The 14,965-nt window shown below is 56.3% G+C and carries 16 protein-coding genes; 9 read left to right on the top strand and 7 right to left on the bottom strand.

Translation table 11 applies throughout. The features are described 5' to 3' along the window. Nucleotides 1–113 precede the first annotated feature (113 nt). The 5 genes from AC6GQJ_RS10375 to AC6GQJ_RS10395 all read right to left on the bottom strand — a co-directional run bounded on the left by AC6GQJ_RS10375 (nucleotide 114) and on the right by AC6GQJ_RS10395 (nucleotide 4,760). Entirely contained in the window at nucleotides 114–2,363 is a 2,250-nt protein-coding gene (locus AC6GQJ_RS10375; RefSeq protein ID WP_500767897.1) for a hypothetical protein, read from the bottom strand. Beyond that, complete coding sequence (gene motA / locus AC6GQJ_RS10380) at nucleotides 2,360–3,229, bottom strand: flagellar motor stator protein MotA (RefSeq protein ID WP_500767899.1); 870 nt, start codon at nucleotides 3,227–3,229, stop codon at nucleotides 2,360–2,362. Before motA ends, AC6GQJ_RS10375 begins: the two co-directional genes overlap by 4 nt. Before the next feature lie 63 nt (nucleotides 3,230–3,292). Then, entirely contained in the window at nucleotides 3,293–3,892 is a 600-nt protein-coding gene (locus AC6GQJ_RS10385; protein ID WP_500767901.1) for a MotE family protein, read from the bottom strand. Then, complete coding sequence (locus AC6GQJ_RS10390; RefSeq protein WP_500767903.1) at nucleotides 3,892–4,263, bottom strand: hypothetical protein; 372 nt, start codon at nucleotides 4,261–4,263, stop codon at nucleotides 3,892–3,894. Before AC6GQJ_RS10390 ends, AC6GQJ_RS10385 begins: the two co-directional genes overlap by 1 nt. An 8-nt stretch (nucleotides 4,264–4,271) precedes the next feature. Beyond that, entirely contained in the window at nucleotides 4,272–4,760 is a 489-nt protein-coding gene (locus AC6GQJ_RS10395; protein WP_500767905.1) for a flagellar basal body-associated FliL family protein, read from the bottom strand. Nucleotides 4,761–4,880: 120 nt separating this feature from the next. Here AC6GQJ_RS10395 and fliF point away from each other — a divergent pair, with 120 nt between their 5' ends. From fliF to AC6GQJ_RS10430, 7 genes are all read left to right on the top strand, one after another. Further along, the gene (fliF, locus tag AC6GQJ_RS10400; RefSeq protein ID WP_500767907.1) at nucleotides 4,881–6,524 is read left to right on the top strand and encodes a flagellar basal-body MS-ring/collar protein FliF; all 1,644 of its coding nucleotides are present in this window, start codon (nucleotides 4,881–4,883) and stop codon (nucleotides 6,522–6,524) included. Beyond that, the gene (locus AC6GQJ_RS10405; protein WP_500767909.1) at nucleotides 6,524–7,132 is read left to right on the top strand and encodes a FliH/SctL family protein; all 609 of its coding nucleotides are present in this window, start codon (nucleotides 6,524–6,526) and stop codon (nucleotides 7,130–7,132) included. Before fliF ends, AC6GQJ_RS10405 begins: the two co-directional genes overlap by 1 nt. Further along, nucleotides 7,116–7,409 carry a FliM/FliN family flagellar motor switch protein gene (locus tag AC6GQJ_RS10410; RefSeq protein ID WP_500767911.1) on the top strand — a complete coding sequence of 98 codons (294 nt, stop codon included), beginning with the start codon at nucleotides 7,116–7,118 and terminating at the stop codon, nucleotides 7,407–7,409. The genes AC6GQJ_RS10405 and AC6GQJ_RS10410 overlap by 17 nt, the downstream gene beginning before the upstream one ends. Before the next feature lie 4 nt (nucleotides 7,410–7,413). After that, entirely contained in the window at nucleotides 7,414–8,139 is a 726-nt protein-coding gene (gene fliP / locus AC6GQJ_RS10415) for a flagellar type III secretion system pore protein FliP (protein WP_500767913.1), read from the top strand. Nucleotides 8,140–8,306: 167 nt separating this feature from the next. Beyond that, nucleotides 8,307–10,478: a YjbH domain-containing protein gene (locus AC6GQJ_RS10420; protein ID WP_500767915.1), complete on the top strand. Its 2,172-nt coding sequence runs from the start codon at nucleotides 8,307–8,309 to the stop codon at nucleotides 10,476–10,478. Continuing rightward, the gene (locus AC6GQJ_RS10425) at nucleotides 10,475–11,149 is read left to right on the top strand and encodes a YjbF family lipoprotein (RefSeq protein ID WP_500767917.1); all 675 of its coding nucleotides are present in this window, start codon (nucleotides 10,475–10,477) and stop codon (nucleotides 11,147–11,149) included. Before AC6GQJ_RS10420 ends, AC6GQJ_RS10425 begins: the two co-directional genes overlap by 4 nt. A gap of 118 nt (nucleotides 11,150–11,267) precedes the next feature. After that, nucleotides 11,268–11,501 carry a hypothetical protein gene (locus AC6GQJ_RS10430; protein ID WP_500767919.1) on the top strand — a complete coding sequence of 78 codons (234 nt, stop codon included), beginning with the start codon at nucleotides 11,268–11,270 and terminating at the stop codon, nucleotides 11,499–11,501. 308 nt (nucleotides 11,502–11,809) lie between these two features. Here the strand turns inward: AC6GQJ_RS10430 and AC6GQJ_RS10435 are convergent, their stop codons facing one another. Then, on the bottom strand, nucleotides 11,810–12,340 hold the full coding sequence (locus AC6GQJ_RS10435; protein WP_500767921.1) for a glutathione peroxidase: 531 nt from the start codon (nucleotides 12,338–12,340) through the stop codon (nucleotides 11,810–11,812). Nucleotides 12,341–12,466: 126 nt separating this feature from the next. On the opposite strand from AC6GQJ_RS10435, the gene msrB reads away from it, so the two are divergent. Both msrB and msrA read left to right on the top strand, forming a co-directional pair. Beyond that, complete coding sequence (gene msrB / locus AC6GQJ_RS10440) at nucleotides 12,467–12,916, top strand: peptide-methionine (R)-S-oxide reductase MsrB (protein ID WP_500767923.1); 450 nt, start codon at nucleotides 12,467–12,469, stop codon at nucleotides 12,914–12,916. Then, nucleotides 12,913–13,419 (top strand): peptide-methionine (S)-S-oxide reductase MsrA, encoded by a 507-nt coding sequence (gene msrA, locus AC6GQJ_RS10445; protein WP_500767925.1) that lies wholly within the window; start codon nucleotides 12,913–12,915, stop codon nucleotides 13,417–13,419. Before msrB ends, msrA begins: the two co-directional genes overlap by 4 nt. A gap of 40 nt (nucleotides 13,420–13,459) precedes the next feature. Here the strand turns inward: msrA and AC6GQJ_RS10450 are convergent, their stop codons facing one another. After that, on the bottom strand, nucleotides 13,460–14,935 hold the full coding sequence (locus tag AC6GQJ_RS10450) for an NAD-dependent succinate-semialdehyde dehydrogenase (protein WP_500767927.1): 1,476 nt from the start codon (nucleotides 14,933–14,935) through the stop codon (nucleotides 13,460–13,462). Nucleotides 14,936–14,965 lie beyond the last annotated feature (30 nt).

Here is a 14,965-nt window from a genome sequence, read left to right on the forward strand (position 1 = left end):
GGAACATTTCGTTCGCGACCGCCAATTGCTGTTTGACAGACACTAAAAAAAACGGCAGACCGCCCGAGCAGAATGGGAGCAAACAGCGGAAATTCTAACGATAAATCCCATCGCTATTCTAAGGAAAGTAGCAGGTTATTGATGGCACGGCGTGCATCCTGACTACCCGCGATAGCTTCTTCACCTTCACCGATCAAGCCACTCGACGGATCCGACAATCCCACTTCTGCAGTCGCTACTGGAACCAAAGGCCCGAACATAGCGTCGTCTTCAGACACCAGATTCACCCATTCCTCGGACAGAACCGCTGCCGCTCGCGACAACGCTTTATCTCCCACCTTGGAATACTCTCGATGGGCATCAGAGTAGTTTCCGGATGCAAAATAAGCTCTCGCCCTCAAGCCATCCGCTTCGGAAGACGTGTCTCTGGAAATGAGAGCAAGCGCATGGTTCGGACGGCCAAGCTGTAGTGCCGCCGCAGATTTCACTACGGAGTAAGCCTCTCGATCATATTCTTCGATCCCTGGCAGGAAAGAATCCGCCTGCTCTGCAAAGCCTAACTCGAACAATCTCTCCGCGACGAGCAACCTTGATGCCTCCGACAGTCCGTCAACTTCGCTCGCTTCAAGATCAAAAACGTGCAGTAAGAAATCTGCGTCGCTCGCGTCTTTTGCCAGCACGTTAAGCACACCAGACGCCAAGGCATTATACCCATCACCCACCTCAAGTTGCCTAAGGCGTGACAATTCCAGAAATGCTTCGTCAAATTGGTTGGACTTCGCCAGAGCCAGTACATAACTCCGATTCAACGTTTTTCCGATTGGATGGCTGCGCAATTCAAATGCATAGCTTTCGACGAGGGCCGCAACGTCCGGTGGGATCGGGGCATCATTCTTCAGATACGTTTCGACGAGTTCAATCAAAGCTACGGCCGACTTTTCGTCACTGGCAGACACAACCTTAGTCAGGTGATTTTGCGCAGATTTAGCATAACCATGTGCTAACTCTAATTCCGCCTTAGTCAATCGAGCCGCCGACGGCAAAGGAGTTGTAGACCGTTCAAGAGCTCTAAGCGCAACACCGGCAGCTTCCTCGTTTCCGTAATTTAGTAGCCGCTGGCTCAGAACGGGGGCAAAGATGGCCTTGAGGGGCAATGGGAGGCCATTTAAATAAACGAGTGCCGCATTCACATCAAAATTCATGATGTCCGGATTGCGATCCGATAACAATATTGCCCACAAAACCGCGTCATTGTTGCAAGCTGTTAACCCGGACATGTAGTTGGAACTGACCGCCTCCCCATATTCAATGACTTCAGCCATCTCGATCATTGCAAGTGTTTGGGTAGACCGATTGGCGCCCAACTCCAACATTTGAATGGCCTCGGCACCGAAACCGTAGTGCAGGAAAACTTTTGCCATTTCCCTTGCGATATTTTCATTTACTTCGCCAAATTCCCCGTATAATTGGCTACGTAGTTCGGAAATTTCCTGAAGAGGAAAGCCATCACCTCCCCAGTTTTGTATATCCAAACTAGGTGCATCATCGCACGGGCCGGTGAAACTAGTAGTAGATGGTTCGCCAGCTCTCTCCTCATTTTGAATAGACGGACCCTCTAGCACCCTGATGTTTCCAACTTGCAACATATCGCCAATGAACTCTTTGCTTTGGGCGGAAGTGTAAGATTCCTGCTTATTTTCCGCGCTAGGCCGTACAACCTTCGACGTTGACAGCTCTGCTGTCAGCAAGCCGCGCGTTGCTCCAGAGCTCACTCGCTCCATAACATTTCTCAGATCGCTCTGACTGAGGGTCTCGCTACCGCGATATGGTTTCTCGGCTAGAGAATTCTCAACGCCCCCGACCGTCGAATTTTTAGCAGCCTTGGTAAATAAGCCAAATGTCAGGTTAGGGGTATATCTTTGAACTGAACTCGGGCCGGCGGATATTTCCTTGAATCGCGGGGATGGCCGAAATCCTGCTGATTGTGGAGGTTCCGTCAACTGAGATGAAGTTGCGGCCGCCGCAAAAACGTCGATGACTATCATTCGAGTGCCGTGCTTTGAAATATCTACTTCACAGGCACAGGATAACTGCACTTCAATAGATGAATCGCCCGAATCGACTGACTGAATAAGGCCTTGGCTGATCCTTGAGTAAATTGAAGTAGTGTCAAACCCTTCCTCGTGATCCGGAAAGTCCACCTTCACTCTCTGCTCATCTACCTCAGCGACCCATTTTATGCCGGCAGGCGCGTGCAACACGAGGCGATCAAAACCTGTGTGCATGCCTGCGCGTACGTCAATCGGAGAGGTAAAGGCTGGTGTCGCGATGACAAAAAACAATAGGAAGACTATACGCTTCATGCCGAGCTTTGCTTTGCGTTTTTCAAGGCCTCTTCAAGATCTGAAAAGGACGGGCGGCAGTGAGATGGGGTATTCTGACGGCCAACTTCAATACAAATATTAGTTGCATGGTTGTGCAAATTTGCGACCAAAACTTCTCGAATAAGTTGATAAAAGTGCTGATCTTCCTCTACGACAGTTTTAACTTTCGCAGCGAATGGACCCACCAGTCCATAAGCCAAAAACACTCCCAAGAATGTGCCGACCAACGCGCCGCCGATCAGCTTGCCCAGAACCTCAGGTGGTTGGTCAATAGATGCCATGGTTTTAATAACGCCTAGCACCGCTGCCACGATACCTAGGGCCGGCAATCCGTCCGCTACGGTTTGCAAGGCATGGCTTGAATGGAGAGCATGGTGTAAATTTGCGTCGATCCGCTTTTCCAGAACTTCTTCAACTTGGTGAGGGTCGTCGTAGTTCATGGACGCAGATCGTAGCGTGTCGCAGATAAGCGCGACGGCCTCCTTGTCCTGAATTATTTTCGAATACTTACTAAAGATGTCCGATTGTTCTGGATCTTCGATGTGTTCCTCGATCGCAACAGGGTTTTGACGTGCAAGCCTAATCAGTTCGAACAAAAGGCACAAAAGATCCTGATAGTCCGTAGGCGCCCACTTTGGCCCCTTGAACACCTTGCCAACGTCCTTCGCTGTATGTTTGATTTCCGGAAGTGAATTACTGATGAGAAAAGCGCCGACGGCAGCGCCGCCAATCATTGTCATTTCGAATGGCAGAGATTTGAGGATGATACCCATTTTTCCGCCGGCAGCTAAGTAACCGCCAAAGACCATCACGAAAATGGTGACAATTCCGACTATACCGATCATGTTTTTTCCTAACTTAACGCTACGGCGAATATCCCGCACTCGCGTTAAGGAGAGGTTTTCATCCTAGCTTTTAGGTGCTTTTGCATTACGCCCCGCCAGAATCGCGCTGATGGAATAGGCGACAGTTGGGTCCAATCCCGACAGTATTTTGGCAGCAACGTCAGGACGCATTCGCGCCATGAATCCAGCGGCGAATTCCGGCTCCATTGTCTCAAATAGTTCCGCGGCTTCCTTTGGCTTCATGTTTTCGTACACAGCCGTCAGCTTGGCGATATCATCCTCGGACGCTGTTTGCGCACGCGCCATGGTCGCCGCCAGCTTTTTCTCGGCATCCTCAAGCGCAACCAATCGGCGTTCAATCTCGACCTGAGCGATGTCGAGCGCCTTTTTCCTGACTGCCAATTGGGTCTCAGCGTCACCGACACGCGCCTCGCGTTCGTTTAGCGCGCCTAGGAGGGTGGTAATTTCCGCAGGCTCCAGCGAAGTTTGCTCGGGCTCGGCTTCTGCGGACCTATCTGGCATCATCAGTTGGGTCGCTAGGTTTCCTTCGGCAATGGCAGTTCCGTCGCCGAAGGCGATGCGCAACAAGGCTGAGCTGACCAAGAGGCTGGCGATAAGGGTCGTGGCGCTTCGTCGGGCCATCGGGACTTTGCGCATCGTCATCAGTTGGCTCCACTCGTACGGCGGGTGAACAGCGGTTGGCGCACTGGTTCTGGTATTTGCTCAACTTTGGAAGCTTCCGGTGGCGTATCCGGCAAGTCATGCAAGGATGCCATCTGCATTTCCAGTTTCCGGGATGTCTGCTCGGCGCGCTCCGAAAGATCAGACAATGTCTTTGAGGACTCGGCTGCGGTCTTTTGCGCGGCCGTCAGCATCGCCGAAAGCTCATCAACTTGCGAAGAAAGAACAGCAACCGCCCCTCCAACGCCCTTCTCAAGGCTGTTAAACTTCTTCAACCGACGCCCGAGGATGAAGCAATAAAATCCTGCCCCGATCGCGCCCGCAGCTAAGAGTATGTCTGAAATAAAATCCATCGTATTCCTCAATTCAGCACAAATTCCATGACCAGCAGGTCATTGATACGCCCCGGACCGACGACAATTTGCACGCGCCTTAGCATTTGCGACCGCAGCCGCGTCAGGGCGGCGGGTTGTTCGAAATCCGTTGGTCGCACTGCGCGGAGATAGCCGTTCAACACGTCCACAACTCTGGGCAGCAGCTTTTGCACCTCGCCCTCATATTTCGAAGGCACTTCCAACTGCGCCCTGAATATCAGGTGCCTGCCTTGCGAGAGGGGGCTGAGCGAAACGGTCATTTGATCCAAAGGCACGAATGACACGTCGGGCATCGCACCAGGTGCCGCGGCCTCACTCTTTACAGAATCGGGTGGGGCGACCGCCAATATCATCCCGGAAAACGTCGCATAGAAGCCCCCCGCGCCACCCGCCAAAGCGGCAACAACGCCAAGGATCAAAGGCAACTTTGAATTTTTCCCCGCCTCTTCGGGGGCTTGTGCAACCGCATCAGTCATAATCGTCCCATTTCTTGGTTCGAAATCACTCATGCCACAGATCAACTAACCGATTGTTAAGGCAGTTCAGTCATTGGTTGCACAACGTCGGGCAGAACGCGCGACAGGACGGAGGCGATTGTGCAGCAATTACTGAATGTCTGGATGGGCTTGGATATCCGGCGACAAATCACTGTCGTGGCGGCAACCGTCGCGGTTTTTCTATCGGTGCTCGCAATGTCGCGAATCGCCACAGCCCCCTCCATGACACTCCTTTACGCAGGGCTGGAAAACGGCGCTGCAGGCGATGTTGTTCGCGCGCTTGAACAGCGTGGCGTTGTCTACGAAGTGCGCGGCGGTTCGATTTTTGTCGACGGACAGAATCGGGACGAACTGCGCATGACCCTCGCGAGCGAAGGGCTGCCTGCGAACAGCAACAGCGGCTATGAGCTGCTTGATAACCTGTCCGGTTTTGGCACGACATCACAGATGTTCGACGCTGCATATTGGCGCGCGAAAGAAGGGGAGTTGGCGCGCACAATTGTGACCAGCCCACATATCACCATGGCGCGTGTCCACATTGCGACAACAGGATCCAACCCGTTCCAGCGGGGGGTGACCCCAACGGCGTCCGTTTCTGTCTCCCCGAATGGCGCTGGACTGACGGCGCAACAAGCCAAGGCGATCCGCTACCTCGTCGCCTCTGCTGTCGCAGGGCTTTCTGCTGAAGATGTTGCCGTGATCGACGCAAATGGCGCGTTGATTGGTGCCGCGGACGATGCCGCACCGGCGGCAGGATCGGACGACAAAGCGCAAGTGCTGCGCCAGCGTGTTGAACGCCTCCTTGAAGCGCGTGTCGGTTACGGGAATGCCATCGTCGAGGTGAGTGTCGATACGGTGAACGAGACTGAAGAGATTCGCGAACGCCGCTTTGATCCCGAAGGTCGCGTCGCGATCAGCACCGATACCGAAGAACGCACAAGCAACTCGAACGAGGCTGGCAACGGTGACGTAACCGTCGCGTCAAATCTGCCCGATGGCGACGGCGCTGGCGGCGATAGCACGTCCTCCGAAGATACAGAGACCCGAGAACGGATTAATTATGAGGTGTCCGAAACCGAACGCGCAGTAACCCGCGCCGCCGGAGCGGTGAAGCGAATCACTGTCGCTGTGCTTGTGAACCACGCCCTGCCACCTGATGCAGACGATCAGGCTACGCCCGCCGAACGCTCCGAAGAAGAAATCGAGGCGTTGCGCGAATTGGTGCAATCGGCGGTGGGCTATGACGAAAGTCGCGGCGACATCATCACCATCAAATCAATGGCCCTCCAAAAGGTCGAACCGGCGGGAACCCAAGCGGAAACATCGCTACTCGATCTGTTCGAGTTGGACGTTATGTCTGCGATCCAGATGGCAATCCTGGCCATTGTTGCGCTCGTTCTTGGGTTGTTTGTCGTCCGCCCTGTCCTATCGCGCCCTGCCGTAACGCCTGCGCTAACTGCACCACCTGCGGCAATCGCTGCGGACAACTCCTCTGACACGTCATCCAGCGCCCTGACCGGCGAGGTAAGTGACACGATCGATGACTTTCCCGACATTCAGCTGAACGGCGGCAGTGACGACTTGCCCGATCTTCCGGTGCTCAACTTTCCGGCCAGCGGGGCCGGTTCGATGGCAGGATCGGGGGACCCTGTGGACCGTTTGCGCCACATGATCGGCGACAAACAGGAAGAGACGGTAGAGATCCTGCGTTCATGGCTCGAAGAATCAGAGGAGCGTGCGTGATGTCTTCATCGCACCTTTTCCAAGACTTCGGGACGTTGAAGACCACAAAGGTCGGCAAACAGTCCCTCACAGTTGACGAAATCGAGGAACTGAAGCTTCAGGCCTTTGAAAGCGGCTACAAGGCAGGGTGGGAAGACGCTGATGGCGCTCAATCGGAATCCCTGACCCACGTATCCACCGAACTGGCCTCCAGCCTGCAATCCGCCTCATTCGAATACCACGAGCTGCGGGCGACGATGAATGCCGCGGTGCAAAGCATCATGTCGGACGTTGTGGAGAAGATCTTGCCCACAGCCGCGCAGGCTAGTCTGGGCGCGCATATCCGCGATTTCGTGGCAAGCGTAGTGCGCGAGGCGCTGGATAAACCGATCGAGATCGTCGTTGCGCCCGAAAGCGAAGACGCCGTGCGATCAATTCTGTCCTCCGACCTACAGGATCCGTTCAAGCTGGTCACAAGTCCGGCCCTGACGGCCAACCAGGCATTGCTGCAACTCGGCGATGCCGAGACCGAGCTGAACCTCGACAAGATGATGGCGGAAATCACGGCGGCCATAACCACTTATTTTGAAACCCAGAAACCGGAGGTGACCGATGGCGGACCTGCCTGACACGCAGACGCTTGCGTCTGACACCCACAACCCTTTCACGGCTGTACCCATAGAAATCACTGTCTCGGTTGGTCGTGCCCGCCCGTTGGTTCGCGATTTGGTCATGTTGGGAACAAACGCGGTGCTGACATTGGACAAGCGGGTGGATGACCCCGTTGACCTGTTTGTCGGCGACAAATTGATTGCGCGCGGCATTCTTGAAGAGGCCGATGACGACGAGGACGGGCAACTTCTTGTACGACTGACCGAAATTTTCGATCTCTCGCCGGGCGCCTGACTATATGCGGCTCCTATCGCTCGTTCTGTTGATTGTGGTGCTGTCGCCCTTGCCCGCGCTGGCACAGGATCTGTCCTTCTCTCTCGGGGATGACACGTCGTTAAGTGCGCGTACGATTCAACTGTTCGCGCTGATCTCTGTGCTGAGCCTCGCGCCCGGTCTTGCAATCATGCTCACCTGTTTTCCGTTTCTGGTGACAGTACTATCGATTTTGCGTCAGGCTATCGGACTTCAGCAGTCTCCGCCGAATATGCTGATCGTCAGTCTGGCACTATTTCTAACTTATTTCGTAATGGAACCGGTCTTCACCCGCGCGTGGGACGAGGGGTTGGAACCGCTTACGAACGAATTGATTGATCCAGAAATCGCGTTCGAGCGCACACTGGCCCCCTTTCGGGACTTTATGGCCGCGCGGCTGGATGCAGACACATTTACCGCGATGGCAGATTTGCGCCCCGACACCCAGAACATCGTCCTGACACCGGACGCCCCGCTGTCTGTGCTGATCCCCAGCTTTTTGCTGTCCGAGATTTCGCGCGCTTTCCAGATCGGCTTCCTTGTCTTCCTTCCCTTCCTGATCATCGACCTCGTCGCCGCTGCTGTGTTGATGAGCATGGGGATGATGATGGTGCCGCCCGCCATTGTGTCGCTTCCGTTCAAGCTGGCCTTTTTTGTGGTCGCCGACGGCTGGAGCCTGATCGCAGGCAGCCTTGTGCGCAGTTACTTCTGACGCCAGAACCGAGCTCTTTGCCGACAAAAAGCGATGTCTGTATCTTGAAAGACGCGTTTTTTCGCGTGTTACCCCAGAAGCAGATTCTTGCCGTTGATCTGGGAATGCCCCTCGTGTTCTAAAAGGCATCGCAAATGTCGTTCACAATTTTCGGGCAGTTAAAGAGCATGGCAAAGACCCTTCACGCCTTTGTATTGGCCGGAATTACCATTGGGGCGATCAGCACGGCGGCGACCATTGCTACCGCGCAGGGCCGTAACACCGGCAAACCGGCCGTGGTGACCTCCTCTCCTTCGCTTAACTTTTATGGCGTTCCGGGCCTGATCGACATGCCAAGCGGCGAAGCGCTGCCTAGTGGTCAAGTCGCCATCGGCGTATCGACCTTTGGCGGTCAAACCAGAACAAACCTGACATTCCAGTTCTCGCCCCGCATCTCTGCCAGCTTCCGCTATAACGGGTTGCAAGGTTTTAACCCTGATGGCTCGACCCTGCGGGATCGTAACTTTGATGTGCGGTATCTGCTGCTTAAGGAAGGTCGCTATGTGCCGGCAGTGTCGGTTGGCTTGCAAGACTTTGCAGGCACCAGCATCAATGCCGCTGAATATTTGGTCGCGACCAAGAATTTTGAACACCCCTTCAACCTGCCCGGAAAATTCAAGGTCACAGCAGGCCTTGGCTGGGGGCGCTTTGGCAGCACAGGCGACATAGGCGCGCCGTTCGGATCAACCAGACCCGCGCGGGCTGGTGGCGCGTTTGGCGGCGAACCGGCCACAGACACATGGTTCCGAGGCCCCGTCTCGCCCTTCGGCGGGATCGAGTGGCAGGCAAATGACCGGCTTGGCTTCAAGGTCGAATACTCGACCGATGCCTATGCGGCAGAAACCACACGCGGCCTGTTCACCAAGAAATCGCGCCTCAACTTTGGCGTTGAATACCAAGTCTTCAACAACCTGCGTGTCGGCGGTTACTGGCTTTATGGGTCCGAGATCGGGATCAACGCGCAAATCCAGTTCAACCCGAAAAAACCCGCCGCACCGTTTTCAATTGCCGGACCGCGTCCGGTCATCGTGCGGCCAGACCGCAATGTGAACCCTGCGGCCTATGACACCAGTTGGACCACATCCTCATCTGCGCCCATCGTCATTCGTGACGCCATCGCGCCAGAGCTGACCGATGACGGCATCCGGTTGGAAAGCGTGTCCGTCTCGGCCACGCGCGCCGAGGCCCGCGTTTCCAGTATCCGCTACGACAATCAGGCGATCGTTGTCGGCAGGACTGCCCGTGCTATGGCAAGGATCTTGCCGCCTTCGGTAAATATGTTCGACATCGTGCTGGTGAACAACGGCCTCGCGATGTCCAAGGTGACCCTGTCGCGCCGCGACCTTGAGACGCTCGAGTTCCAGCCGAATGCAAGTCAGGCCCTTCTTTCCAACGCGGTAATCGACAGCGCAGCACCCCGCGCAACCGGCGTAACAGCCGTGACCGAGGATCTTTATCCACGTTTCAGCTGGGCTATCGGCCCTTACATCCGCCCAAGCTTCTTCGACCCGGACGATCCTGTGCGGGTCGATTTCGGAATATCCGCCGAGGCGCGGTACCGCTTCGGTCCAGGCTGGTTGCTTTCCGGTGAAATCCGCCACCGCCTTGCGGGCAACGTGGCAAGCAGCCCGCGCCTGTCCAACTCGGCCATCCAGCGCGTGCGCACCGATGGTGTCCTTTATGCGCGTGCAGCCGATACCACACTCGAAAACCTGTTCGTGTCCAAACAGTGGAAGCCCGGCAAAAACACCTATGCTCGCATCAGTGTTGGTTACCTTGAGCAGATGTATGGCGGTGTGTCGGCAGAGCTGTTGTGGAAACCCGTTAATAGCCGCCTCGGCCTCGGAATCGAAGCGAACTATGTCAAGCAACGTGATTTCGACCAGCGCTTCGGCTTCCAGAACTACGAAGTCGCGACCGGTCACGTCTCGGCTTATTACAACTTTGGCAAGGGCTATTACGGCCAACTGGATGTAGGCCGCTATTTGGCAGGCGATTTGGGGGCAACAGTCTCTCTTGAACGCGAGTTTGCCAATGGCTGGCGGGTTGGCGGGTTCTTTACCCTGACCGATGTATCCACTGCAGATTTTGGCGAAGGATCGTTCGACAAGGGCATCACAGTGACCATTCCGGTCAGCTGGTTCACCGGTCGTCCGACGCGGCAATCCCTGTCGACAACCATTCGTCCGATCCAGCGTGACGGCGGTGCCCGTCTGAATGTGTCGGATCGTCTGTACGAACAAGTGCGCGATGGTCACCTGTCTGACCTGAGTGCTGATTGGGGAAGGGTATGGGAATGATGCGCGCAATCAATCTGGTCGCTGCGGTTGCCGGCCTGTTTCTGGCCGGTTGCTCGGGCGGGACCGATTTGCCGAACACCCAAGCGGCACAGTTCGGCACCTATGTGGACGTCCTGCGCACGCGGCCCGAGGCGACACCAGCCGTCCCTGCACTGACCACTGCGGTCATCGACGGCCTGACGGTATCCACCCTTGAGGTGCAGCTGGAACGCACCGGCCAAACCGCCTTTCTAATACCCTATTCGGACCGGAGCGGCGGCCTGCGCACATGGCGCACGGCGGACGATGTCCAACTGACCATGCGCTCGGGCGTACTGGTGACAACGCGCGGCCTTGGCAACGATCTCGGTTCGACCGATGCGGGCAGTGCCGTACAGTCGGTGCGTACGCGCAGCGCGGTGTCCGGTCCACACGCCCTGTACGTCAAGAACGGCGACAACGGCATCACCCAGATCCCGCTGTCCTGTGACATGCGCAATCTCGGGGTCGAGGCCATCGAGATTGTCCAGCGCACAACGAAGACCGTGCACTTGCAGGAAAACTGCTCTGGCGCGTCAGCACCTGTAACCTACGATTATTGGGTGGATACGCGCGACGGAACGGTCCTGAAATCGCGCCAATGGGCCGGTCCGGGCGTCGGTTATGTGCAGACGCGCCTGCTCAAGAAGTAACCTTTCTGCCGCACTGATCCGCTATTGGATGCGAATAGTTGCCAACACATCAATCCAGATTGTACTGATGCGCAATCTGACCTAGCTTGTAACCAGTAATCTAAAGGGAGTCATCGTTATGACCAAGACACTGAAGCTCATCGCAGCAGCCGCTCTCGTGGCAGCGACATCCACTGCAGCCGTTGCAAAAGACGTGCCGCTGAACACAACCGTTTCCGGTGGCGCAGGTGCCGAAAAAGTTGACGGCCAAGCCGGCGGCGCCCTGAGCCTGAGCCTTGGCGCGACAGCCACAATCGTTGGCCTGACCACGCTGCTGTTCATCGGCGCGGGTTCCAGCAACTCAACAAACTGATTTTAATCCGGTTTTTCCGGATTACAGACAGAACTGGGGCCTGCGCATCCTGCGCGGGCCCCTTTTCTTTGTGACGCATAAGATTTTACACGTCACGCGCGCCTATGTCGGCACTGGTGTCGTCCGTCCTTATCGAAAAGCGATTGAATGACGGATCGCGCACAGGGTCGTCGCGCCCGAGCGGGTGACACGAATTCACTAAAACAAGTTGGTTAAGCCGATGAATTCATCCCGCCAACCAGGGCAAGTGATTCGGCCCACATACCGCCAAAACCCACTATACGTGCTCGTACACGGCTCACCGTGGTCTAGTCGCGCCGCCCTAGGGCGCTTTCGACAGCATCGACAATTGCCCTGTCCATCGGCGCCACGCGTGATCCCCATGTACCAGCGACCGTGCCGTCCGGCGCGAACAGTACCTTGTTGAAGTTCCAACGCGGCTCGAACCCCGTTTGCTCTTTGATGACACGATAAAGCGGATGCGCATTCCAGCCCCGCACCTTGGTGATATCCGCCATCGGCATATCAATCCCATAGGTCATCTCGCAAAAGGCGGCGACCTCTTCGGCGCTGTCAAGTTCCTGATTGAAGTCATCCGACGGCACGGCCAACACGACCAAGCCGCGATCACGGTAGGTATCGTACAGGCTCTGTAATTCGGTGTACTGGCGGGTGTAAGCGCATTGCGACGCAGTGTTTACCACCAAAACGGGCCGCCCATCCCAATCCGCAAACTCCAACGTGCCCCCGTCAATAGATGGCAGCGTCACATTCGGCAGTCCCGCAAAGGCAAAGCCGCCCAAGAAAATGGCCACTATTGCGGCGATCAAACGGTGCATCCTTGCGTCCCGTAACAAATCCGTTTCCTTAAGGTAGGGCATCACAGCTTTGCGTCACCCTCTTTCAATTAGGGCACTGCGCCCCAAATATAGGGCAGATGTGAGGGATCATAGGAAAGGTACCCAATGGCCGAATATACCAAAAATCCGGACGTGATCGCGACCCTGTCCGCCGAAGAGTTCCACGTGACCCAGCAAAGCGGCACGGAACGCCCCGGCACCGGCAAGCTGCTGAACAACAAGGAACCCGGAATTTACGTCGATATCGTCTCGGGCGAGCCGTTGTTCGCATCGTCTGACAAATATGACTCGGGTTGCGGCTGGCCATCTTTCACCAAGCCCATCGAACCGGCTTACGTCGAGGAGTTGCGCGATGCGTCACTCGGCATGATCCGCACCGAAGTGCGCAGCAAACACGGCGACAGCCACCTTGGCCACGTGTTTCCCGATGGTCCCCGCGACCGTGGCGGCTTGCGCTATTGCATCAACTCGGCCTCTCTGCGCTTTGTGCATCGCGATGACATGGAAGCCGAAGGCTACGGCGAATATTTGAACCAAGTGGAGGATGTCGCATGAGCGAACAACGCGCAGTTTTGGCAGGCGGATGTTTCTGGGGAATGCAGGACCTGATCCGCAAGAAACCCGGCATCAAATCGACCCGCGTCGGATACACCGGTGGAGACGTGCCGAACGCTACCTACCGCAATCACGGCACCCATGCCGAAGGGATCGAGATTATCTTTGACCCCGCCGTCACGTCCTATCGCGAGTTGCTGGAGTTCTTCTTCCAGATCCACGACCCGACCACGCTGAACCAGCAAGGCAATGACCGCGGGCTGAGCTATCGGTCGGCGATCTACTATGTTGACGAAGAACAGAAAGACATCGCGCTGGACACAATCGCGGATGTGGAAGCCTCGGGCCTATGGCCTGGCAAGGTCGTGACCGAGGTCGAGCCTGTCGGAGATTTCTGGGAGGCGGAGCCGGAGCATCAGGATTATCTTGAGCGGATACCCAACGGCTATACCTGCCACTTTGTACGGCCCGACTGGGTGCTGCCCCGTCGCGCTGCCGAGTAACTAAAAAGGGCGGGCTTTTGGCCCGCCCTTTGCATGATGCTTAAACGCTCATGCAGACATATTTCATTTCAAGATAATCCTCGATCCCGTGGTGGGATCCTTCGCGGCCAAGACCGGATTGCTTGACGCCGCCAAAGGGCGCGACCTCGGTCGAGATCAGGCCGGTGTTCACGCCGACGATGCCGTATTCCAGCGCCTCGGCCACTTTGTACACGCGACTCAGGTCTTTGGCATAGAAGTAGGACGCCAGACCAAAGATCGTGTCATTGGCCATGGCGATCACATCGTCTTCGTTCTCGAACTTGAACAAGGGTGCGAGCGGGCCAAAGGTTTCTTCGGTCGCCACGGCCATGTCCTGCGTCACGCCGGTGATGATGGTGGGCGCAAAGAAGTTGCCTTCCATGTCGTCCTTGGAATCGCCCAAGATCACGGTGCCGCCTTTTTCCTTGGCGTCCTTGATATGAGCGACCACTTTTTCCGATGCTTCGTCGTTGATCAGCGGGCCAAGCTCCACACCGTCTTCGAACCCGTCGCCGACTTTCATAGCGGCGACCCGCTTTTTCAGTTTTTCAGCAAAGGCATCATAAACGCCCGCCTGCACATAGATGCGGTTGGCGCAAACGCAGGTCTGGCCGTTGTTGCGGAATTTGCACAGGATCGCACCCTCGACGGCGGCGTCCAGATCAGCGTCATCAAACACGATGAACGGCGCGTTGCCGCCCAGTTCCATGCTGCACTTCATCACCTGATCGGCGGCCTGTTTCATTAGGATGCGCCCGACTTCGGTGCTGCCTGTAAAGGTCAGCTTGCGCACAGCGGGGTTCTCGCAGAACTCCTTGCCCACAGCCGAGGACGACGACGAAGGCACCACGTTGAACACGCCCGCAGGAATGCCGGCGCGTTCCGCCAGCACACCCATGACGATGGCCGACAGGGGCGTTTCCGCGGCCGGACGCGCGACAAAGGCACAGCCCGCCGCCAGCGCAGGCGCGGCCTTGCGTGTGATCATCGCATTGGGAAAGTTCCACGGGGTGATCGACGCGGCAACGCCGATGGGCTGCTTCATCACAGTGATCCGCTTGTCACGCTGGTGACCCGGAATTGTTTCGCCATAGATACGCTTGGCCTGTTCGCCGAAGAATTCGATGAACGATGCGCCATAAGCGATTTCGCCCTTCGCCTCGGCCAGCGGTTTGCCCTGTTCGGCGGTCAAGATGGCACCCAGATCGTCTTGATTTTCCATCATCAGGTCGAACCATTTGCGCATCACGGCGGCGCGTTCCTTACCGGTCCACTTGGCCCATTCCTTTTGCGCGGCTTCGGCGGCGGCAATGGCATCGCCCACCTGTTTACGGCTTAGGTCTGCGACCTGCGCGATCACATCGCCACGGGCGGGGTTGGTGACGTCAAATGTGCCGTCATCGCCATCGATCCACGCGCCGTTCACATAGGCACGCGTTTCCAGCAACGAAGGGTCTTTGAGCATGGATTTAAGGTCAGTCGTCTGATCAAGCATCGGGGCATCCTTTCGAGGTCTGGTATCTGT

It is taken from the genome of Tateyamaria sp. 7Alg 36 (genome assembly GCF_059882455.1).